The sequence below is a fragment of the Thalassotalea sp. PLHSN55 genome, from assembly GCF_052030545.1.
Classification (GTDB): domain Bacteria; phylum Pseudomonadota; class Gammaproteobacteria; order Enterobacterales; family Alteromonadaceae; genus CANMXU01.
In genome coordinates, this window is the sequence record NZ_JBPDIH010000012.1 from 80,039 (window position 1) to 102,907 (window position 22,869).

General features: G+C 37.6%; 18 protein-coding genes. 5 read left to right on the forward strand and 13 right to left on the reverse strand.

Features of this window, described 5'->3' with window-relative positions; genetic code table 11:
* Positions 1–406: 406 nt before the first annotated feature.
* The 5 genes from ubiG to yfaE all read left to right on the forward strand — a co-directional run bounded on the left by ubiG (position 407) and on the right by yfaE (position 6,088).
* Entirely contained in the window at positions 407–1,126 is a 720-nt protein-coding gene (gene ubiG, locus ACRRSQ_RS18725; RefSeq protein WP_440877301.1) for a bifunctional 2-polyprenyl-6-hydroxyphenol methylase/3-demethylubiquinol 3-O-methyltransferase UbiG, read from the forward strand.
* Positions 1,127–1,129: 3 nt separating this feature from the next.
* A complete protein-coding gene (locus ACRRSQ_RS18730; RefSeq protein ID WP_440877302.1) occupies positions 1,130–1,804 on the forward strand; it encodes an HAD family hydrolase in 675 nt (224 codons plus the stop codon).
* A gap of 428 nt (positions 1,805–2,232) precedes the next feature.
* Complete coding sequence (gene nrdA / locus ACRRSQ_RS18735; RefSeq protein ID WP_440877303.1) at positions 2,233–4,506, forward strand: class 1a ribonucleoside-diphosphate reductase subunit alpha; 2,274 nt, start codon at positions 2,233–2,235, stop codon at positions 4,504–4,506.
* 80 nt (positions 4,507–4,586) lie between these two features.
* On the forward strand, positions 4,587–5,717 hold the full coding sequence (nrdB, locus tag ACRRSQ_RS18740) for a class Ia ribonucleoside-diphosphate reductase subunit beta (protein WP_440877304.1): 1,131 nt from the start codon (positions 4,587–4,589) through the stop codon (positions 5,715–5,717).
* Positions 5,718–5,773: 56 nt separating this feature from the next.
* Positions 5,774–6,088 carry a class I ribonucleotide reductase maintenance protein YfaE gene (gene yfaE / locus ACRRSQ_RS18745; RefSeq protein ID WP_440877305.1) on the forward strand — a complete coding sequence of 105 codons (315 nt, stop codon included), beginning with the start codon at positions 5,774–5,776 and terminating at the stop codon, positions 6,086–6,088.
* Between the two features lie 25 nt (positions 6,089–6,113).
* Here yfaE and ACRRSQ_RS18750 read toward each other — a convergent pair whose 3' ends face one another.
* The 13 genes from ACRRSQ_RS18750 to ACRRSQ_RS18810 all read right to left on the reverse strand — a co-directional run bounded on the left by ACRRSQ_RS18750 (position 6,114) and on the right by ACRRSQ_RS18810 (position 22,859).
* Complete coding sequence (locus tag ACRRSQ_RS18750; protein ID WP_440877306.1) at positions 6,114–7,430, reverse strand: diguanylate cyclase; 1,317 nt, start codon at positions 7,428–7,430, stop codon at positions 6,114–6,116.
* A 172-nt stretch (positions 7,431–7,602) separates the two neighbouring features.
* A complete protein-coding gene (locus ACRRSQ_RS18755) occupies positions 7,603–10,140 on the reverse strand; it encodes a PAS domain-containing protein (protein ID WP_440877307.1) in 2,538 nt (845 codons plus the stop codon).
* On the reverse strand, positions 10,137–11,309 hold the full coding sequence (locus tag ACRRSQ_RS18760) for a response regulator (RefSeq protein WP_440877308.1): 1,173 nt from the start codon (positions 11,307–11,309) through the stop codon (positions 10,137–10,139). Before ACRRSQ_RS18760 ends, ACRRSQ_RS18755 begins: the two co-directional genes overlap by 4 nt.
* Before the next feature lie 78 nt (positions 11,310–11,387).
* Complete coding sequence (locus ACRRSQ_RS18765; protein ID WP_440877309.1) at positions 11,388–13,115, reverse strand: ATP-binding SpoIIE family protein phosphatase; 1,728 nt, start codon at positions 13,113–13,115, stop codon at positions 11,388–11,390.
* 33 nt (positions 13,116–13,148) lie between these two features.
* Positions 13,149–13,457 carry an STAS domain-containing protein gene (locus tag ACRRSQ_RS18770; RefSeq protein WP_440877310.1) on the reverse strand — a complete coding sequence of 103 codons (309 nt, stop codon included), beginning with the start codon at positions 13,455–13,457 and terminating at the stop codon, positions 13,149–13,151.
* Positions 13,458–13,582: 125 nt separating this feature from the next.
* Positions 13,583–14,674 carry a protein-glutamate methylesterase/protein-glutamine glutaminase gene (locus ACRRSQ_RS18775; RefSeq protein ID WP_440877311.1) on the reverse strand — a complete coding sequence of 364 codons (1,092 nt, stop codon included), beginning with the start codon at positions 14,672–14,674 and terminating at the stop codon, positions 13,583–13,585.
* A gap of 10 nt (positions 14,675–14,684) precedes the next feature.
* A complete protein-coding gene (gene cheD / locus ACRRSQ_RS18780) occupies positions 14,685–15,350 on the reverse strand; it encodes a chemoreceptor glutamine deamidase CheD (protein WP_440877312.1) in 666 nt (221 codons plus the stop codon).
* Between the two features lie 17 nt (positions 15,351–15,367).
* Positions 15,368–16,219: a CheR family methyltransferase gene (locus ACRRSQ_RS18785; RefSeq protein ID WP_440877313.1), complete on the reverse strand. Its 852-nt coding sequence runs from the start codon at positions 16,217–16,219 to the stop codon at positions 15,368–15,370.
* Positions 16,220–18,697, reverse strand: coding sequence for a methyl-accepting chemotaxis protein (locus ACRRSQ_RS18790; RefSeq protein WP_440877326.1), 2,478 nt, complete (start codon positions 18,695–18,697; stop codon positions 16,220–16,222).
* A gap of 533 nt (positions 18,698–19,230) precedes the next feature.
* The gene (locus tag ACRRSQ_RS18795) at positions 19,231–19,716 is read right to left on the reverse strand and encodes a chemotaxis protein CheW (RefSeq protein ID WP_440877314.1); all 486 of its coding nucleotides are present in this window, start codon (positions 19,714–19,716) and stop codon (positions 19,231–19,233) included.
* A gap of 10 nt (positions 19,717–19,726) precedes the next feature.
* Entirely contained in the window at positions 19,727–20,254 is a 528-nt protein-coding gene (locus ACRRSQ_RS18800) for a chemotaxis protein CheW (RefSeq protein WP_440877315.1), read from the reverse strand.
* Positions 20,254–22,491 (reverse strand): chemotaxis protein CheA, encoded by a 2,238-nt coding sequence (locus ACRRSQ_RS18805; protein ID WP_440877316.1) that lies wholly within the window; start codon positions 22,489–22,491, stop codon positions 20,254–20,256. Before ACRRSQ_RS18805 ends, ACRRSQ_RS18800 begins: the two co-directional genes overlap by 1 nt.
* Before the next feature lie 5 nt (positions 22,492–22,496).
* On the reverse strand, positions 22,497–22,859 hold the full coding sequence (locus ACRRSQ_RS18810; protein WP_440877317.1) for a response regulator: 363 nt from the start codon (positions 22,857–22,859) through the stop codon (positions 22,497–22,499).
* Between the last annotated feature and the right edge of the window lie 10 nt (positions 22,860–22,869).

Consider the following 22,869-nt stretch of genomic DNA (forward strand, 5'->3'; position numbering starts at 1 on the left):
TTTATTAAAGCGAATTTACAGGTAAAAATAAAGTAAAAAATCATCCGCTATTACATTATTACTACTCACATATAATCCTTTGATAAATATAGTTTAAAAAAGGATATCGAAACTAAAATAATCAACGACACTTTAGCTTTGATGACTTTTTAAACAAGCTAAAAAGAGTAAATCATAGATATTAAATTTACATCAGTAAAACATGGTGAATAAACGCGCAAAAATAACAGTTATTCTCACCTATTTATCAAAAAGAAGAATACTAGTGTGCATTTTCTAACCGCTTAACCAAAATTATTTGAGCAAGCTCCCTTTTATATCAAAATTGCGACAACATCTGCTAGGTTTGATAATCGCTTTGGTTTAGAATCAAAATACTTGTTTGTTAAATCAATAGTTCAATCTTATGTCATACGATCAAAACAATGCCTTAAATGTAAACCCAGAAGAAATCGCAAAATTTGAAAAAGTTGCTAGTCAATGGTGGGACTTAACCGGTGACTTTAAACCACTGCATCAAATTAACCCACTACGTCGCCAATTTATCGTGCAACATATAGGTAATGTTTTTGATAAAACGATAATTGATGTTGGTTGTGGCGGCGGTATATTAGCGGAGAGTTTAGCTAAATTGGGCGCCAACGTTACTGGTATTGATATGGGTGAAGAACCGCTTAATGTGGCAAAACTTCACGCTTTAGAGTCGCAAGTCACTGTTGAATATAAAAAAATAACCGCCGAAGAACAAGCAGCTACTTATAGCGAGCATTATGATGCAGTAACCTGCATGGAAATGCTTGAACATGTACCAGATCCGGCTTCTATTATTCAAGCGTGCGCAAAAATGGTTAAGCCTGGTGGATTTGTATTTTTTTCAACACTTAATAAAACCATGAAGTCTTATTTATTGGCAATATTAGCCGCTGAAAAAATATTTAAATTAGTGCCAGACGGCACTCATGATCATGACAAATTTATTCGCCCTTCTACGTTAATCGATTGGGCTGAAAGCTTCGATTTAAAATGTATAGACGCAGCTGGCATTCATTATAACCCGTTAAATGAAAATCATAAGCTAACTACAGAGCTAGATGTTAACTATATTCTTTGCTGCCAAAAATTGTAAATTATGACTAAAAATTCAAAGCTAAATAAACCGCAAGGTATTCTATTTGATCTTGACGGTACCTTATTAGATACCGCCAATGATCTTGGCGAAACCTTAAATTATATTTTACGAAAACATCAGTTTCCTGAAATAGCACGTGAACGCTATCGACCGGTTGCCTCAGACGGTGCTTTAGGTTTATTAAAGCTTGGTTTTGGCGATGCACTCGAACAATTCGATTATGAATCACTACGTGCTGAATTTTTAGCGCACTATCAAGAAAATATCGCCGTACATACTTGCTTATATGATGGAGTCGAGGAACTATTATCGACTTTAGATAATGCCAATATTCCTTGGGGAATAGTGACTAATAAACCGCAAGGGTTAACCGAGTTATTACTGCCAAATTTTGAAGCGTTAGATACATCAAAAGTGATGGTAGGCGGAGACACCTTAGCGCAACGAAAGCCTCACCCTGCGCCTATTCTACATGCGTGTAAAGCGCTAAATATAGCAGAAAATCAATGTATTTATGTTGGTGATGCGCCAAGAGACATTGAAGCAGGCAATGCCGCTAACATGTTTACCATTGCGGCTAAATGGGGTTATATCGACGATACTGAGCAATGTAAAACTTGGCAAGCTGACTACTTAGCTGATTCGCCAACAGATATATTGCCGTATATTGTTTAACCAGATTGTTTTAATTTCAACCACCTCGAGTAACTTTATGATTTAAATATACTTATCTGTTTATATAGCAGATAGGTATATAAAGGTAATTTATAAACTAACATTTATTATATACCTAAAAAAATTACAAAAATAAACGTTGCCTTTCGTAAAAATCAAAATTGAAAAGCGCTTCTACGTTAGTCATCACTAACCACGAAAAGATACGCTAAAAAAGAGCAAATACTCTGTAATATTAATACTTGCAAAACAGCGTAAAGCTCATTATCTTGTGATGAGTTTTTAAAACACCCCCTAGATATAGTGTATCTATTAAACAATCTGCAGTTTAAATACACTATTGGTTGTTTTAGAAGCACATAAAATAAAAAGCCATTAATCAGGAAAAATGGCGACAAAATGCAACTACAATCCAGCACAGGTCTTTCATGAATAGTAACCTCTTTGTAACTAAGCGTAATGGCGAGAAAGAAGCCATCGATTTAGAAAAAATCCATCGTGTAATCGCATGGGCAGCCGCCGGCTTAGACGATGTTTCAGTATCTCAAGTTGAATTAAAATCACATATTCAATTTTATGACGGCATAAAAACTGAAGATATTCATGAAACCATCATCAAAGCTGCCGCAGATTTAATTTCAGAAGAAACACCTGATTATCAATATTTATCCGCAAGGCTTGCGATATTCCATTTACGCAAAAAAGCCTACGGTAAATTTGAACCACCTAAGTTATACGAACATGTGGTTAAATTGGTCGAAGCAGGTAAATACGACCAGCATTTATTAGCCGATTATAGCCAAGCGGAATTTGAGCAAATGGAAGCGCTTATTGATCACAGTCGTGATTTAACATTCAGCTACGCAGCTGTTAAGCAGCTTGAAGGCAAATACCTAGTTCAAAACCGTGTTACCGGTGAAATATATGAAAGTGCACAATTTTTATATATGTTAGTTGCGGCTTGTTTATTTGCAAAATATCCAAACGAGACACGACTGTCTTATGTTGAAGGCTTTTATAACGCTATTTCAACCTTTAAAATATCGTTACCTACGCCAATTATGGCAGGTGTTCGTACCCCTACCCGTCAATTTTCGTCTTGTGTTCTTATTGAATGTGGAGACAGTTTAGATTCAATTAATGCAACCTCTAGTGCCATTGTGAAATACGTTTCGCAACGTGCCGGAATTGGTGTTAATGCAGGTAGAATTCGTGCCTTAGGTAGCAGTATTCGCAATGGTGAAGCATTCCATACTGGCTGTATTCCTTTTTATAAACATTTCCAAACAGCGGTAAAAAGCTGCTCGCAAGGGGGTGTTCGTGGTGGCGCAGCCACTCTATTCTACCCATTGTGGCATTTAGAAGTAGAGAGCTTATTAGTATTAAAAAATAACCGAGGCGTTGAAGAAAACCGTGTTCGCCACCTTGATTATGGGGTGCAATTTAACAAGGTTATGTATCAACGTCTTATTAAAGGCGAGTCAATCACATTATTCAGCCCAAGTGATGTGCCTGGCCTTTACGATGCATTTTTCGAAGATCAAGAAAAGTTCGAACAGCTTTACCTACAATACGAAGCTGATGACAGTATTCGTAAAAAACGCATTAAAGCGATTGAATTATTTACACTGTTTGCTCAAGAACGCGCAAGCACTGGCCGCATCTACTTACAAAATGTCGATCACTGTAATACTCATAGTCCGTTTGACCCATTAAAAGCCCCTATTCGTCAAAGTAATTTATGTTTAGAAATTGCACTACCAACTAAACCAATGGAAGACGTTAACGATGCTAACGGCGAAATAGCGCTATGTACGCTGTCAGCCTTTAACCTTGGTGCGATTGAGAGTTTAGATGAATTAGATGGATTAGCAGATCTTGCAGTTCGAGCGCTTGACAGTTTATTAGATTACCAAGACTACCCAGTGCCCGCAGCATATAGCGCAACAATGGGACGCAGAACCTTAGGTATAGGCGTTATTAACTACGCTTATTACTTAGCGAAAAATGAAGTATTTTATTCAAATGGCAGTGCTAATAACTTAACACACCGCACCTTTGAAGCAATCCAATATTATTTATTAAAAGCGTCAAATCAATTAGCGAAAGAGCAAGGTGCTTGCCCTAAATTTGACGAAACTCGTTTGTCGCAAGGCATTTTACCTATCGATACTTACAAAAAAGAAATCGATAATATTACAGGCGAAAAACTTCACTTAGATTGGGAAGGATTGCGAGCGAGCATTAAAGAGTACGGCGTTCGAAACTCAACGGTTTCTGCACTTATGCCATCAGAAACGTCTTCTCAAATTTCTAACGCAACCAATGGTATTGAGCCACCACGTGGTTTAATTAGCGTAAAAGCCAGTAAAGATGGTGTGTTAAAACAAGTGGTACCAGAATACCAACGTTTGAAACATAACTACGAACTACTGTGGAACATTCCAAGTAACGAAGGTTACCTGCAACTTGTTGGTATTATGCAAAAGTTTGTCGACCAAACCATTTCAGCAAATACCAACTATGACCCTTCTCGCTTTGAAGGTGGCAAAGTACCAGTAAAACAAATACTTAAAGATTTATTAACAGCATACAAGTTAGGTGTAAAAACCATGTATTACCACAATACTCGTGATGGTGCTGATGATAGTCAAATTGAAGTAGAAGATGACAGCTGTGCCGGCGGCGCATGTAAAATCTAGTTTTACGTATCCACAAAGAAAAAAGCAATTAGTTAAAATAATGTCGCGCCTGACTGTGCGCGACTACTTAGGAATTTAAAATGACGTACACTACGTTTAATCAAACCCCAAACGATGCCCTAAAAGAGCCAATGTTTTTTGGCCAAAGTGTTAATGTAAGCCGATATGATCAACAAAAATTTGTAAACTTTGAGCGTTTAATTGAAAAGCAATTAAGTTTTTTCTGGCGTCCAGAAGAAGTTGATGTATCAAAAGATAGAGCAGATTGGCAGAGTTTGACCCCGTCAGAGCGTCATATTTTCATTTCAAATCTAAAATACCAAACCTTACTTGACTCAATGGCAGCACGTTCAGTTAATGCGGTATTACTACCTCTTGTGTCATTGCCTGAAATCGAAACTTGGGTTGAAACGTGGGCATTTAGTGAAACCATTCACTCTCGTTCATACACGCATATTTTACGTAATTTATTCACCGAACCTGGTGAAGTTTTTGACGATATAGTGGTAAATCCTGCAATTTTAAATCGCGCAAGCAGCATCGCAAAATACTTTGATGAAGTGATCATTTTAACCCAATTAATACAGTCACAGGGTGAAGGTACATATGAAGTAGATGGCGAGCAAATTGAAGTTACTCAACGTAAACTGAAAGAAAAGCTTTACCTTGCGGTATGCTCAGTAAACGCATTAGAAGCCATTCGTTTTTACGTAAGTTTTGCCTGTTCATTTGCTTTTGCAGAGCGTGAGTTACTTGAAGGTAATGCTAAAATCATTAAGCTAATTGCTCGTGATGAAGCCTTGCATTTAACCGGCACCCAAACAATTTTGAACCTTTGGGCAAATGGCCAAGACGACCCAGAAATGGAAGAAATTTCACGTGAGCTTAAAGAGCAAGGCCGCCAAGTATTTTTAGACGTTGTAGACCAAGAAAAAGAATGGGCTGACTACTTATTCAAAGACGGTTCTATGATTGGTTTAAATGCCGAAATTTTAAAGCAATACATTGAATACATCAGTAATCAGCGTATGTCAGCTATTGGCCTAGAGTCACCGTTTAGCATAAAAACTAATCCACTACCTTGGATTAATTCTTATCTTTCAAGTGATAATGTTCAAGTAGCGCCACAAGAAACTGAAATTTCAAGTTATTTAGTGGGTCAAGTTGATTCATCAGTGTCTAGTGATGACTTTGACGACTTCGACTTATAATCAACATTAGTATGACTAGAACGCATTAGTATGAGGTTATTCAGGTTACTTATTTTATGAATGCTGCTAATGCGTCTCAAAACACCGAAAAAAAAGACGATAAAAATCTAAAAAACATACATATAGTGCAAGTAGATGGGCAAAAAATTTCTTTTTTACCTAATCATAATACGTTGCTTGAATGTATTGAATCTGCAAATATTGAAGTGCATTACCATTGTCGAGATGGCTATTGTGGTGCTTGTCGAATTAGACTCGATGACGGACAAATACATTACCCAAATGGCGAGCCTTTAGCCTATGTTGGCGAAAATGAAATTTTACCTTGCTGTTGTGTACCAAATTCCAATGTTACATTGAGCATAGACTAACAATAAATTGCGCCCTTTAAACACCTTATCGGTTGTTCTCTATTCCTTTCATAATCTTATCCAATTCTGTGCGTACAGGCTCAAATAACGGAGGATACTGTGCTAAATCCCCTCGGTTTACCGCTTCATCTAATGATTTGGCAAGTTCAAATAATTGCATAGCCCCAACAGAGCATGCTACACCTTTTAGCGTATGCACAAGATGTTTAATGCTGTCGTGGTCATTTGAATCGATCGCTTGAGAAATTTTTGCGCTGTCTTGACTATGATCATCATAAAACATTTCTAAAATTTGTTTGAATAATTCGTTGTCACCTAATACATTGGCAACCCCAACTTCATGGTCAATGCCCGGATAGCCACTTTCGTCTTGAGCAGTGTCTATCTCATTTGAAATTAGAGAACCATCCATTACATCACCTATTTGATTACCTACTTCATTGCCTACTTCATTGCCTACATTAGATAACACGACTTGGTTTCGACCATTCGATTTTGCTTGGTAAAGAGCTAAATCCGCATCCTTTAAAATATCACTTAGCTCTAACTCTTGGTTCTGTGCTAACGTCAATCCAATACTAACAGTTACGTTAATCTGTTCATTACCAATATCTACCAGTTTATTCTCGATACTTAAACGCAATCGTTCACACGCATTATGTGCATCAGACAAATCTACATTAGGCATGCAAACTGCAAATTCTTCACCCCCAATACGCCCAACAATATCGTAAGCACGGAAACAACTGCCAAGAACTTGTGAAAATTCGATCAGGACTTTATCCCCGGCTTCATGTCCATAGACATCGTTGACTTTTTTAAAAAAATCGATATCGAACATGGCTAACGCTAGACTTTGCTGGTTGCGCTCACATTGGCTTATTGCTTTTGAAGCAAGATCTTCAAAACTGCCTCGATTATTAATGCCGGTAAGGAAATCTGTATTTGCAAGACGCTCGAGTTCAATTGTTTTTTCTAGCAAGCGTAATGATGTTCTCATACGAGCAAGTAAGACTTTAGCAATATAAGGTTTAGTTACATAATCGTCTGCGCCCAGCTCCAACGCAGCAACAATCTCATCTTCGTCATTAGAGGCCGATAACATGATCACCGGGATTTTTTGTCCACTTGCGGTTGATTTTATTTTCTCAAGCGTTGCTAAACCAGAAAGGCCAGGCATATACATATCAAGTAGTATTAAATCTATATCTTGCTCTTTAATAATATTTAGCGCAGCTTCCCCGCTCATTGCCGTTACCACTTGGTAACCTTCATCAGCTAAATCAAACTCTAATAGCATTAGTGTATCTTTGGCATCATCAACAGCTAAAATTTTATACATAGACTTCTCTTGAAAAAGCAGTTCAATTATTTATATAGTGAACGAATTATCTCCCTTTTAGCAAGGGATTTATATGAATAAGCATCAAATAATCAATAGATTAGCTTATTTATTCCATATTATTAATTAAAGTGTAGTGGTTATTTTAATGCTCACAAGAAATTAATGTCATTTAATGATTAAACTTTAAAAATTCGGCGAGTTCTTTTGCATTAAATGGCTTTCTAAGTACTGGATACTCCCACGTACTGTCTTCTTGCGAAATATAACCACTCATCGAATAAATCTGGATCTGACGGTGTTTTGCTTTCACAATGTCTACAGCTTCTTGGCCTGTTAAATCAGGCATTATCATGTCAGTTATAAAGACATCAAAATCAATATCTTCTTTTAATGTACTTAGCAAAGATGCTTTGCTGTCGACATGTACACACCTTGCCCCTTCACTTTCTAAATACATAGCAACAAATTCGGCAATACTAATCTCATCATCAAGAATTAATACCCGTTTATTCACCATATTTAGTTCACTTGTTGTCTTTTTTGTTACTTGTAAATGTTCGTTAATTGGATGACAAGGAAATAACAAGGTAAAATGTGCGCCACCAAGATCACTTGTGCCCTCAACTAACACTTGCCCATTGTGTTTATACATAGTGCTATAAACATTTGCTAAACCGATACCGTTACCTTTATTCACCGATTTACTACTGTAAAAAGGGTCAAATATTTTGCTAATATTCTCTGCTTTTATCCCTATACCGCTGTCTTTAACGTGTACTTCAATATATTTATTTTGCTTAATTTTAGTCGTTATCACTATTTTGCCACTTAAGCCCGCTTCTTGTATTGCATCTTGAGCATTCAATACCAAATTCAATAAAATATTAATAAATTCAGCCTGCGGAAAAGTAATTACGCATTGTCCATAATCAAGTTCAATATCTAGTGCAATACTCGTTACTAGCACTTGCTTTAATAAATAACGATTGTCTTCAATATCTTTATTAGGATTAAAATCAACAACTTTCAAGGTAGGTTTTCGTGTAAAAGCCAATAATCTTTCGGTAACGCCTTTTCCTTTATCGATGGCATTTTTTACCCGTTCTATATAGGAAGAAATATCTTGTGAACCTTGTTTAAATTTCAGTTCAAGCATTTCAATAGAGCCTAACGCTACACCTAAGACATTATTGATATCATGTGAAACACTGCCAAAGGTATTACCCAGCAAAGCTAGGCGATTACTGATAATTTGCTGTTGTTCTTTTCTAAATTTCTCAGTGACATTTTCAACGATCCAAATGTAAATTCCCTCTTCTTTTTCAAAGGTGACTGACAAATCAAAGACACTGGTGAAATTGTCAAAACTGACATTGTTTTGCTTAATTTGACCAACTCTTTTCGCTTCACTTTTTAAGGCTAAATACTCACTTATTGAAAAATTTACATAATTAAATAGTAGAATATTTTTACCATTTTCTTGTGAAGAAATATCTTGGTAAACAATATTATCTCTATCATCTATAAAAAATATTGGCACTTTAATCGTATGGTTAACCATAGCTAAAAGCTTTAATTTTTCAAAAGCACTTTCAGTTTTAGACACGTCACGGCAAACACCAAAAAATGACGTTACATTGCCTTTGCTATCAAGCTCCACGTTAGCAATCGTTTCAACCTTTAACTTTTTACCTATAGGTTGTGTAATTTGTTTTTTACAGTAAAAACTGTGTGCATTTTGAATAGCATCGGCCATATTGGTAGCAATTTCTTCTCGGTCGTTTTCGTCATAAAAGCTCAATATCTTTTTAAATGAAAAATGAAACTTTTGCCTGTCTACACCAAAAATTCGATAAATTTCATCAGAGCAATACAGGCTATGGCGAATTACATCGTAACGCCAATGGCCAGAATGACTAACTTTTTCAGCGAGGTTGAGGTATTCATTTTGCTTATGCAGTTGTTTCAATAACGATTTTGACTCAGTAATGTTAGATACCGAGCCATACATTCGATAAGGTTTACCATCTCTGTGTTCTAAAACCTTACCCAACAAATGTACCCATAAGTGTTCATGTTGCTTTGTCGTTAATACAAAGTTGGTATCAACATTAGGGTATTCTCCCGTTAAATGCTGTTTCAGCTTAGGGATCACCAATCCTAGCTGATCATTTGAAACATGTTTTTTCCATAAATTAACGGGGGCTGTTATCGCTTTCTTTTCATAACCAAGCAAAGACATTAGCTGGGCTGAGTAATGCATTTCACCTTTACCAACAGACCACTCCCAGTAAGGTTCATTAATACACTGTAAAACGGAATGTGCGCTTTCAAGCAGGCTAACGTGATTATCGCGAGTTGATGCTTCTTCATATGGGCAAAGGCACAATAAACTATCATCACCTATCGACGAAAAATTTGCAGACAAGGTTACATGATGCTGCTGTTGAGTAATAAACCTTAATTGAATGCTTTCCTTATTGTCTGGTATAAGCGCCTGCTGCATTTTCGCAAACACCTGCCTGCTTGATTCAGCTAAACATACATTTATATGCTGGCCTAATAAGGTAGCGTAATTAAAACCTAGCAGCTCTACTAACTTAGCATTCATTTCAATAACAATACCTGCTGAATCAAATACCAAAGCAGCTAACGGTATTTGCTCAACCGACAATGACACGGGTGAAGGCATAGAAGAAATAGTCAAAATAAAACGTCCTCATCTTCTTCATGATCATTGATTTCTTGTTCATGCTGACTCGCATTTAACTGCTCTAAATTTTTCACGTTGCCTAGCGCTTGATCTAATAATTGGGTAACCTCAAGAAAGTTTATGTCGTCGCGAGCGTGATTTTTTAAGGCATTATGAACCAAATTTGCCAAATAGTTTTCTTGCTCTTCTGATAAGTCGAGTATATGAAAACTAATGCCAATGCTTTGCACAATTTCATTCATCACATCTTGTTGGTGATGCTTTGAAAGCTCGACGATGTTTTTGGTTTTAACAACGGCAGATTCAATGTTTTTTTGCACATCGAGTAAAGATTTTTGATAACTAATAAAACCAACTCTTGCACCTATGCTTTCGATAATAGCAGCTAGTGCATCAATAAAAATGTCGGTATCAGTCGTGCCGTCTTCAAGGTTTAAAATGAGTAGCGAGACTAGTTGATGATTAAAAATTGTACGTGCGCCAAAGCGGTATAAGCGAGACTTTTCTCGAAGTAATTTCATTACGCCAATTTCAACCGGTGAGCAGCAACCATTCTCAGAACTAACAAAGCTAGGCTCTTCATTAATCGGATAAAAACCAAGACACCCTTTTAACCCCATTGAATAAAGATAACTAAAAACCTCTTCTCTAATACTCTCAAGGGTAAAACAATGATTTAATCGCGAGCTTAATTGCATACAACTTCCGTATTTTGACGCTTGCGCCATCGATACGTTAATCACATGATCTTTCGATTTGATCTCTTTTTCAAAATGATGAATGGTATGTTGGTAGTTTATTAATTTTTCGAGCTTACTATTAAGTGTTAACAACGAAATAGGTTTAGCCAAAAAATCATCCGCACCACAATCAAGCCCTTGAAGTATCGCTTCGTCAGTGGCTAACCCCGAATATAAAACAAAAGACTCTGCCCCGATATTCAGCTCAACTTTTTGCTTTATCCATTCCGATCCTTTTTCTTCGCCCACGTTCTCGTCGACTAACGCAATATCAAATATTTCAGTATTGTTAATAATTTTATCCGCACTGACTAAATCGGTAGCTCCCGTTACGTGAAAATTATCGCTAAGCGCTTCACTTAAAAGCTCTAAATAGCAGCCATCGTCATCAATTATCAATACTTTGGGTTTTGATATACTCATTTCACTTCCTTTTCTACACTCTTGTGAATTCATGCTATCCCTTTAACAGATGTTAAATACTAACTAGATATTAATTTGTCATTTTTTCCACACATAGGTCGCTGTTACTGTACTAGAATCTCTATCGTACTGAATTGTCTCGCAAAGTTGAGTCACTAAGCCTAAACCGCGCCCCGATATCTCTTTATCACCACTTTGTTTTAGACTGAGGTTTTTAACCGCGGCAATAAAATCAAAACCTTTGCCACTGTCCGAAACGGCTATTACCACTTTTCCGCCTGCATCAAATGGATAGTAACTTAGAGTTAGCTCGACAAAGCCTGAAGTTAAGCTTTTTAATCGAACTTCTCGCTCGTTAAAGTATTCTACAAACCCTTTAGCATGGGTTTTTAGTTCAGAATCAAGTTTTAAAACGCCATGGTCGAGTGCATTAATAAATAACTCCGTTAAAATGGTGTATAAAATTTGCCAATGCTGACCTGCACCTTCAATATCATTTATTTGATTCATCGCCATTGGAATTGGGTTAACCGTTGCTAAACGACTACCACACAAGTTCAATTGCCATTGCCATGCAGGGCACTCAAAACAAAATGTTTGCTCTGACACCTCATCTTCTTCATCACATAATAAATCATTTTGTTCGAAAAAATGTTGCCAACCAGAACAAGGAATATCGATAAGTGAAATATCGTCAGCCTGTGGCATTTGCTGACAAAAATTTTCAAGATCGTCGACAATTTTATTGGTGACATTATTTTCCAATATTGCCCTTTGCATGGCTTGTTCAAACCGATCAAAACCATACATTTCACCGGCTAAGTTACGCGCTTCAACGATACCGTCACTAATGAGAATAACGCGGTCATTTTTTTCCACAGAGCAAACTTGTAATTTTGCCTCTGGCATTAAATTTGGTAAAACACCAATTGGTGCATGAAACGATGGAATTTTGTCTTTGATATTGCCATTTTCATCGAAAATATAGGCATCTGGTAGCCCAGCATTAAACAAACATACAGAGCCGTTATGAGATGAAATGCTGGCAAACGTAGCTGCTAAGAACAAATCAGCAGGCAATAATTGATACAGCTGTTGATTAATTTGACTGACAATTTCGAGAATAGAAAAACCTTTGCTGGTCATGGTGCGAAACGTTTCTGCAAGTGGTACTGCGCCAATAGATGATCGAAGGCCATGACCGGTAAAATCCCCTAATAAAACAAACACATCACCATTGGGTGATAAACTGGTAAGTTGAATATCTCCGCTAAACAGCTCCGCCGGTTTTTTGATAATACCAATTTTATCTAAGGCAAAATTGCGTGATTCAATAACCCCTGACATTAATTTTTCAGCTAATTCAGCATCGTGTTGTTGAGACTGTTGTAACTCTTTAACTTGTTGATACAAATTACTAATACGTTGAATAGATTTAATTTTTGCTTTAAAAACTTCTGGCGAAAAAGGCCGTACCAATATTCCGTCGCCACCGGCATTAATACTTTCAATAAAAGCTTCATCAGTATCCATGCTAGTAATAAAAATAAGTGGCGCAAGGCTCCCTTGGGATAGGGCTTTAATTCTTTTCGCTGCTTCAAATCCGTTCATTACTGGCATATTTATATCCATAAGAACAAGATCAGGTTTATGTAGAGAATACATGTCAACCGCTTCAGCACCATTATTAGCACTGACAACGCGATAACCTTCTTCAGTTAATAAAATGGTCAGCACTTTACACTGCATAACGGAGTCATCAACTACGAGTGCCAACTTGGCATCGACATAATGATCATCAACCATGACATTAGGCTCCTTAATCACACATGATAAAGCTTATAATTCTATCTTCATCAAGCGATGAAACTGCGCCATTTCTAGGATTTTATTAACATCTTCATTGGGTTTAGTAATGGTGATAGAGCCTCCTTCTTTTTCAGCATGATCTTTTAATAATAAAATCATGCCAAGCGCTGAACTGTCCATGTATGTAGCTTTGTGCAGATCTAACGAAAAATGGGTATTGGGTAATTCATGATCAATGTAAGCATCTCTAAATTTTTGATGTAATGAAAAATCAAAATGATTTTCGATGGCAATAGATACATTTTTTTTATCGGCTGAAATCGTTGTTTTAACTGTCATGTACAACTCCCTGCTAACGTAAAATTAAATCCTAATGGTGTAGTTTAGTTGGTTTATATAACTAACACGCTAATTTTTATTACTCTGCTACTAATTGTAGACGACAAACAAACACTTAGATGATTTTATTTAGAATTTAATGCAACTAAAGGTGATTGCACTTTATCAGCAGCAAATTTGAGTATATTACTTGCCATATCGTTGATACTGCATTGACTTACTTGAGCATTAATTTTATATGCACTTCCTGGCATTCCCCATATTAAACTCGACTGCTGATCTTGAATAATGGTATTGGCTCCCAACTGTTTAAGCTTCAACATACCATCAGCTCCATCTTTCCCCATGCCGGTTAATAATATTGCTTGTACATTGTCGGCAAACGGGGTTAATGAACTAAACAACACATCAACAGCGGGTCTATGCCTATTAACTAACGCTTCATTATTGAGCTGACAAAATAATGCGCCCCCCTTCTCGCTTACAGTAAGGTGTTTACCACCCGGCGCAATATAGACATGCCCGACTTTTATTTTTTGGCCATGTGTGGCTTCTTCTACAGTAACTTGGCAACACATATCCATTCTTTTGGCAAAACGGGCACTAAATGATTTGGGAATATGTTGAGTGATCACTATCGCTGGCGAATTCGACGGCAATCGTGTCAGTATGGTTTTAATAGCTTCGGTACCACCGGTTGACGCCCCAATGGCAATAAGGTGATTAGCGTGCTTGCAACCTGGAAAACTAAGCACATTTTGATTTGATGAGGCAGAACGACTTTGAGAAATAACGAAATTGCGTTGTTCAACAATGACCGCACTTTTAATTTTAGCGATAAGTACGTCTTTGAAGCTTTCTTGATTATCAACTAAAACATCAACTGAAGGTTTAGCGATAAAATCAATTGCGCCAATTTCAAGTGCCTCTAACGTCACGTCGGCACCTTTGGTGGTTAGTGTCGAGATCATAATCACAGGCATTGGCCGCAAGCGCATAAGATTTTTGAGAAATGCAATGCCGTCCATTTTAGGCATTTCGACATCGAGTGTAATAATATCAGGGTTGAGTTTTTTAATAAGCGCCCTAGCTTCGAACGGGTCCTCAGCGGTTCCAACAACTTCAATAGTATCGTCGTACTTTAAAGTTTCACAAATAATTTGACGAATAACCAATGAGTCATCAACAACCAGTACTTTAATCTTTTCTTCGGCCACTTCGCTTCCCCTAAAATAACTCAACATCACCTTCTATTGGTTTACTGTCCATGCGTTTAACATAAGCACTTTCACGACTGGTAATAATTTTATTGTCAACTTCATCAATACGTTTAACAAAAGCCTTTCCTGAGTATGGCTCAAATATGACTTTTCTTGGATAGACACCACCAACATCATGACTTTCTACCACGATGTTTTCTACCTCCAAATAAGTTAAAACAAAATTGATATTGCGCTCACCAATATCTGACATTTGCCGCACCACTTTGCCACCACCAAATACTTTTGCTTTTAGAAATTCTTTTCGACCTCCACACTTTAAAATATTGTTGATTAAAAACTCCATCGCGTAATTACCATAACGCGTTGCATCGTTTACTGTTGCGCGACTTGCCCAATTAATATCTTCAACATTCTTATTGGTGATCGGTAACATAAAGTGGTTCATGCCGCCTATTTTATTAACATCATCCCATAGACATGCAGCAATACATGATCCTAATGTAGTCGCTATCGCGGTGTGGCTGCGTGTAATATAAAACTCGCCGGGCAATATTTTAGCAACAACTTGATTACGGTATTTATCCCAGTAATGATTTATATGAAAAAACTCAGGTGAACATTCATTCATGCATTGCTTTACTGCTTCACGATGCTCTTTTAGTACATTCATATATGGTTACCTAGTCATTATTTTTTACGATAAATAGTGCGACCGACATTTTCAAAGTATTGTTCAAATGTTCCTAAGCTTTCACTATGTCCTAAAACCAGTATTCCGCCAGGTTCCAGAATATCTAAAAACCGTGCAAACAATTCTTGCTGCGTTGGTTTATCAAAATAAATAAGCACATTTCTGCAAAATACAATGTCAAACTTTCCGGTCATAGGCCAACCGTCTAACAAATTTAATTGTTTAAAGGTGATTAAATTCTGCAGGCTGCTATCAACACGTACGCTGTGTAAATTTTTCCCAATGCCGCGATGAAAATACTGATGTTTGTACTGTTCTGTAATTTCTTCTATTTTATTAATTGCATAAACACCTTTCTTTGCTTTATTCAATACATTGGTGTCTATATCTGTAGCGAGTATTTTAATATCCCATTGACCTATCAGAGCTTGTAGCTGCTCTCTAATGGCAATGGCTAAGCTATAAGGTTCTTCGCCAGTAGACGATGCACAAGACCAAACTCTTATGCGTTTGCTGTTGGCGTTAGCTATTGCTAACCGAGGCAATTCTGTTGCCAGTAAATAATCAAAATGGTGTTGTTCTCTAAAGAAACTGGTCAAATTTGTCGTTATCGCATTGAAAAAGTAATTACTTTCTTGTTCAGGCTGTTTACGTAACAGGTCACAGTATTGCGTAAATGAATTGAGTTTACGCTCGCGAATAATTCGCGTGAAACGGCGATAAATCATTTCACGCTTACCTTCGTTTAAAACGATCCCGGTGTGCTCATAAACAAAACGGCAAATAAAATCAAAGTCGTCATTGTTAAGGGTAAACTCACAATTCCTTTCTAACGATATCGTAGTCACTTAAAATTCTTCCCATTCTTGATCCGGCGCCACTTTTGTTCGTTGAAACCTTGGTTTCATCGGAGACTTCTCTCGAGGCATTTTAACTACTTTATTCAGTGACTGCTGCGCGACCTGTTCCGCAGCTTGGTCTGACTGGTTAAAAAACGCCACTTGCTCTAATAATGCTTGCGATTGTTCTTCCATTGATTTACTCGACGCTGCGGCTTCTTCTACTAGCGCAGCATTTTTTTGAGTCATTTCATCCATTTGGCTAACGGCGGCACTCACTTCTTTAATGCCTGACGATTGCTCTTTCCCCGCTGTATCAATGTCTTTAAGCATTTTGCCAACGTCATCAATTGAATTCACTAACTCAGTAAATGTTTGGCCAGTTTCATCAACCAACTTCGTTCCTTGACTAACAGCATCAACACTATCATTAATTAATCCCTTAATTTCTTTAGCTGCACCCGCTGAGCGCTGAGCTAAGTTACGTACTTCGGCAGCAACCACTGCAAAACCACGACCTTGTTCACCAGCTCTAGCCGCCTCTACCGCAGCATTTAACGCAAGTAAATTAGTTTGGAAAGCTATTTCATCGATAACGCTAATAATATCGGCAATTTTTTTACTTGATTTATTAATGTCGGTCATCGCGGTTATCGCACTTTTAACAACCTCGCCACCGTTACTCGCTTTTTTCATTACACTAATCGACAGCTCGCTGGCCTGTGTGGCATTTTCCGCATTTTGTTGTACTGTGCTGGTAAGTTCTTCCATTGCTGAGGCGGTTTCTTCAAGACTAGAAGCTTGAGACTCTGTCCGATGACTCAACTCATTGTTTCCCTCAGCGATCTCACGAGCAGAATCAAATACGTTTGTTGACGTTGTTCTAATATCACCAACCATGTCGCTTAAAATGCTTGTCAGCTCATTCAACGAATCGCCAATAATACTAAATTCGCCAAAAAGTCGCTCTTCAATAAATTGGCCTAAGTTACCTTTCGATAACTCCATTAATACGTGTTTAATTTTGGCAATAGCGAGTTTTCGCTGTGTTATATCAGTTGCGTACTTAACGACTTTAAATGGTTTACCATTTAAGTCCAAAATCGGGTTGTAGGTTGCTTGTATCCACACTTCTTTACCCGATTTACCTAGGCGCTTATATTCGTTTGAGTCAAACTCTCCGCGATTAAGTTTTTCCCAAAATTGTTTATATTCGACGCTGGTTTTATATTCCTGATCGACAAACAGGCTATGATGTTGACCTTGAATTTCATTAAGGCTATAGCCAACTGCATTAAGGAAATTGTCGTTGGCGGTGATGATGGTGCCATCCATATTAAACTCAATAACCGCCTGCGCTTTGCTTATTGCTTCTATTTGTCCTGAATAATTGGCATTAGTCAGTTTTTGATCAGTAACTTCTGTTGCATATTTAACGACTTTAAAAGGCTGACCATTAAGGTCTAAAATAGGATTATAAGACGCTTGAATCCAAACTTCTTTGCCATCTTTACCTAAGCGCTTGTACTCTCCCGATTCATATTCACCTTGGTTCAGTCTTTGCCAAAACATTTTGTATTCAATGCTATTCTCAAGTTCAGGTTCAACAAACAGGCTATGGTGTTTTCCCTGAATATCTTCAAGCTGATAACCCATTGTTTTCAAAAAATTATCATTGGCAAAAACTATAGTACCGTCCATGTCAAATTCGATAACAGCTTGTGCTTTACTTATCGCCTCTATTTGCCCGGAAAAATTTGCATTGGCTAGTTTTTGTTTCGTAATATCTGTTGCGAATTTTACCACTTTGAACGGCTTACCATTTAAATCTAATATCGGATTGTAAGAAGCTTGAATCCAGACCTCTTTACCTCCTTTTGCCAAACGTTTATATTCGCCCGACTCATATTCACCTTGGTTTAAACGCTGCCAAAAAGATTGATACTCAGCACTTTTTTCATATTCTGCTTCAACAAATAACCGATGATGTTGACCTTGGATTTCTTCTAAGGTGTAACCCGTCGTTATTAGAAAATTATCATTGGCGGTAATTATCGTACCGTCCATATTAAATTCTATAACCGCCTGAGCTTTACTTATCGCCTCTATTTGTCCTGAAAAATTAGCGTTTGCAAGTTTTTGTGCGGTGATATCGGTGGCAAATTTTACCACTTTGTAAGGTTTACCCTGCTTATCAAATAAGGGGTTATATGACGCTTGGATCCAAATTTCTTTGCCATTTTTACCGAATCGCTTATATTCTTTCTGTTCAAACTCACCTTGGTTTAAGCTGTGCCAAAACGCCTTATACTCTTCACTTTGCTTAAATTCTTCGTCTACAAACAAGCTATGGTGTTTGCCCTGAATTTCTTTAAGTGAATAACCAACAGCGTTTAAAAAATTATCGTTGGCGGTAATAATTGTACCGTCCATATTAAATTCAATAATTGCTTGGGCTTTGCTAATAGCAGCAAGCTGAGCAGCCATTTCTTCACAGTGTTTTTCACGTTCTTTGGCGTTAACGTCTTGATTAGTTGGGCTCATAATCTTTGTAGCTCCTATTGATGGTATGCTTGTAGATAAACTAACGTCATCAGTAATTATGTGGTCGACAAGGACAGCTGTTAAATGCTGACTAATGGCCATCCAAGCTCGGGTTAGTTGTGTATTAAATTCAAGTGAAGAACTCTCTTTAAACACTGAAACAAGCGATTTACTGACATCTTGAAATAGTGTTTTAAATACTTCTTGCTCTTTAAAGTTTTTCCCTAAAACTGGCTTTTTTCGGGTAGGTTTCAATGTTCCTATTGCATCACTTAGCAGTGCAGTTAACTCTTGATGAGAGACACCACTTATACCAATATAGTCAGACAATTGAGGGTTGATAGTTAACAGTTTCTGATAAAACAAATTGTCAAAATCAGAAAGTTCTTGGCATAGTTTTACCCAAGAATTCTGTACTAAACTAATTTGTGTAGGGGTCATATCTATACTCCTTTAGATATCAGTAGTTCTCTTAACTACTCACATTCCACTTCCATTTCTTGTTGTTCAAAACTGTATAATTCGTCTTGATTTAGCAGTGTTTCATTGTCGAGTAAAATAATGAGTTTATTGTCAACTTCCACTAAACCTTTAAGAAAACATGCGTCAATATGGCTACCAAAGTTTGGCGCCTTGCGTATTTGCTGAGGTGTAAATTTGTATACTTCAGAAACTGCATCAACAACAATTCCGACAACCATGGGATTTTGAGAATCGACACTTCGCAAAATAATGGTGACTGTTTGTTCGTTATAATCTAATGGCTCTTTGCCAAAGCGTTGTCGTAAGTCAATAATCGGAATAATGACGCCGCGTAAATTAATGACCCCTTTTACATAATCAGGTTTATTGGGTAGCTCAGTTACTGAGCTCCAAACCCGAATTTCTTGAACAGATAAAATATCAACGCCATATTCTTCGCCGTTAAGTCTGAAAGTTAAAAACTCTTGTTCACGATTCATGATTAATCCTTCAACAATTCACGGTATGTTTTTCAATAACTTGCAGTGCTTCTACGTCCAATAACGTCACGACATTGTCTCCAACATTAACTAAGCCTTTAATAAAATGTGCAGGAATACAGCCACCAAAAACAGGCGCATTTAAAATTTCGTTTTCTTCGGCATTTAGCACTTCGGATACCGCATCAACCACAAAACCTATGGTTCGCGATTGATGATTAGCTTCAACTGTTAGCACAATAACAACGGTAATTTCACTATATTCAGGCTTGCCAATGTTGAATTTCATACGTAAATCAACAATTGGTACAATAACGCCACGCATATTAATTACGCCTTTGATATACGCAGGTGCATTAGGAATTTTGGTTGGTTGTTCCCAACTTCTAATTTCTTCGACACATAAAATATCAACGCCGTATTGTTCTTGATCTAACTGAAACGTAAGAAATTGTTCACCACTAACAATAAAGTCGATACCTTCAAGTGAATATTCACCTTCAACGGGAATGTCATTTGCGAGTGTTTGAATATCCATTATTGCAATACTCCTGCACTTTCTTGATGGTAATGTTGACCATGACCTTGATTATATTGCGCCGTTTTCAATGCCATATTAATCATGCCGGGAATATCTAGAATCATCGCGACAGATCCATCGCCAAGAATAGTCGCGCCTGAAATACCTTCCACTTGCTGATAATTGTCTTTAAGGCTTTTGATGACAACTTGCTGCTGCGCAAGCAAGTCATCAACAAGCAAACCAATTTTTTGCCCATCAGCTTCAACGACAACTAACAAAGCATGTTCAACATTGGTTGTGTCGGCCTCAATATTAAACAACTGGTAAATTGGAATTACCGGGACGTTATCTTCTCTTAAGCGATAGAGCACCATATTGCCCGAGACACGATTAATATGCTCAATTTGAGTTTGCAATGACTCAACGATAGTTATCAGCGGAATGATATAGGTTTCGGTACCAACTCTAACCAGCTGCCCGTCTAAAATGGCAAGTGTTAATGGCAGATTAATTTTAAAGGTGGTACCAACATCGATAGTGGATTCAACTTGAATTCTGCCACCTAATGCCTGAATGTTCTTTTTAACCACATCCATACCGACACCACGACCGGAGATATCACTGACTTGAGCTGCAGTAGAGAAACCAGGTTCAAATACTAAGTCAAATACTTGTGCATCAGTTAATGGAGAGTTGCCATCGATAATGCCTTTTTCTTTAGCTTTGTTAAAAACAGCCTCGCGGTTAATACCACTGCCATCGTCAGAAATTTCGATAACAATTGAACCTCCTTGATGATAGGCATTAAGCACAACTTGCCCTTTTTCGCTTTTCCCTTTGGATAAACGTACATCAGCAGGCTCTATACCATGATCAACTGCGTTTCTTACCAGATGAATAAGCGGGTCACCAATTTGCTCCATCACCGTTTTATCAAGTTCGGTTTGTTCACCATAGGTGATCAAATCTATCACCTTGCCTGTTTTCTTTTCAAGATCATGAACTAGTCTTGGGAATCGATTAAAGGCGAAACTTATAGGTAACATGCGAATACGCATCACACTTTCTTGTAGCTCTTTGGTATTTTGTAATAATTGCTCTAAACCTGCAGATAACTTTTCTACTTTCGACAATTCAAAGTCTGTTCCTAATTCAGACAGCATTGATTGTGTTATCACAAGTTCACCGACTAAATTAATCAAGCTATCGACTTTATCGACCCCAACGCGTATCGAGCCTGCATCTGCTTTACCTTTACTAGCAGTCGTGGATTGTGAATTCGTATTATTAGGTAAATTTGATGAACTTACAGGTTCTGGCTGTATCGGATTTTCGACGGCGTTTTGATTCAATATTTCAGGAGCAGTGGCTTGTGCAGTATTTCCAGTTGATATTGCCGTGACTTGCCGTGCATCAGGAGTTTTTGCGACTGAATTAGCGTGAATGTCTGCATTATTAACAGCGAGTTCTTCTGTACAATCATTATTGTTTTTACCCTCAACCACATTTGTAGTTTCGGTTAATGGGGCTTGAGTAATAATTAAGACACACTCATCTTCGACCCATTCAAAAATTTCTCTAATTTGTTCTTCATCGGTATCACCTACCAATGTAATATGCCACTCAAGGTAAACCTCTTCAGCATCAATATCCTCTAGTGAAGGCAAGTTTTTACCATCACATTCAACCGTTACCTCGCCTAGTTCAGTTAATGCACTAAACAGTAAAATGGGATCGTTACCGGTTTGTACCAAGTGATGTTCTGGAATAAATTGTATTTGCCATTTCACTAACCCCGCGGTTGCACTTGTGGCATTAGAATCTTCAATGGTAACTGCCGCGCTATCGTTAGCATCAGTGGTTACTGAATCTTGGTTCAGCGCATTTTCCAACTGTTGTGCGACTTCGTTTATTTTGCTCGTTTCGCAGCTGGTGTCATCACGAATGGCCTCAATTAACAAGCGCATACAATCAACAGACTCTAAAAGTAACTCGACACCAGACTCTGTAATTGTTCTGCGACCATCTCGCATTTCATCTAATAAGGTTTCAACAAGGTGCGTGAATTCAGCAACCGCTTCAAAGCCAAACGTTCCCGCTCCACCTTTAATGGAATGTGCGGCTCTAAAAATTGCGTTAATTGTTTCACTATCACCTTGGTCAAGACCAAGTAAGCTAGTTTCCATTAACTCTAGCCCTTCGAAACTCTCTTCTAAAAAAGTCGGGATAAACTGTGACAGGTCGATACTCATAGTAATTACCTAACTACACGTTTAATCGTGGTTAATAGTTTATCGGGATTAAAAGGTTTCACTAGCCAACCTGTTGCACCAGCAGCTTTACCTTTCATTTTCATATCTGTAGAGCTTTCTGTTGTTAACATTAAAATTGGTGTGAATTTAAAATTGGGGATTTTGCGTAATTCTTGGCACAGGGAAATGCCATCCATGTTTGGCATATTGACGTCTGAAATAACTAAATCAAAATCACTTTCTGTTGCTCGTAGCAAGCCTTGCGCGCCATCATTTGCTTCTACCGTATTGTAACCTGCCCCTTTTAAAACAAAGCTAACCATGTCTCTTATCGAATTTGAGTCATCAACTATCAAAATTTTTGTCATAAATTCATCC

Bases quoted from the DNA above. Each gene is read 5' to 3' on its own strand.
- cheD (WP_440877312.1), bottom strand. From the start codon at position 15,350: ATGAATGTACTAAAAGAGCATCGTGAAGCAGTAAAGCAATGCATGAAT.
- ACRRSQ_RS18805 (WP_440877316.1), bottom strand. From the start codon at position 22,491: ATGAGTATCGACCTGTCACAGTTTATCCCGACTTTTTTAGAAGAGAGT.
- ACRRSQ_RS18795 (WP_440877314.1), bottom strand. From the start codon at position 19,716: ATGAATCGTGAACAAGAGTTTTTAACTTTCAGACTTAACGGCGAAGAA.
- ACRRSQ_RS18810 (WP_440877317.1), bottom strand. From the start codon at position 22,859: ATGACAAAAATTTTGATAGTTGATGACTCAAATTCGATAAGAGACATG.
- ACRRSQ_RS18760 (WP_440877308.1), bottom strand. From the start codon at position 11,309: ATGAGTATATCAAAACCCAAAGTATTGATAATTGATGACGATGGCTGC.
- nrdB (WP_440877304.1), top strand. From the start codon at position 4,587: ATGACGTACACTACGTTTAATCAAACCCCAAACGATGCCCTAAAAGAG.
- yfaE (WP_440877305.1), top strand. From the start codon at position 5,774: ATGAATGCTGCTAATGCGTCTCAAAACACCGAAAAAAAAGACGATAAA.
- ACRRSQ_RS18790 (WP_440877326.1), bottom strand. From the start codon at position 18,697: ATGGCTGCTCAGCTTGCTGCTATTAGCAAAGCCCAAGCAATTATTGAA.
- ACRRSQ_RS18730 (WP_440877302.1), top strand. From the start codon at position 1,130: ATGACTAAAAATTCAAAGCTAAATAAACCGCAAGGTATTCTATTTGAT.
- ubiG (WP_440877301.1), top strand. From the start codon at position 407: ATGTCATACGATCAAAACAATGCCTTAAATGTAAACCCAGAAGAAATC.
- ACRRSQ_RS18750 (WP_440877306.1), bottom strand. From the start codon at position 7,430: ATGTATAAAATTTTAGCTGTTGATGATGCCAAAGATACACTAATGCTA.
- nrdA (WP_440877303.1), top strand. From the start codon at position 2,233: ATGAATAGTAACCTCTTTGTAACTAAGCGTAATGGCGAGAAAGAAGCC.
- ACRRSQ_RS18765 (WP_440877309.1), bottom strand. From the start codon at position 13,115: ATGGTTGATGATCATTATGTCGATGCCAAGTTGGCACTCGTAGTTGAT.
- ACRRSQ_RS18800 (WP_440877315.1), bottom strand. From the start codon at position 20,254: ATGGATATTCAAACACTCGCAAATGACATTCCCGTTGAAGGTGAATAT.
- ACRRSQ_RS18770 (WP_440877310.1), bottom strand. From the start codon at position 13,457: ATGACAGTTAAAACAACGATTTCAGCCGATAAAAAAAATGTATCTATT.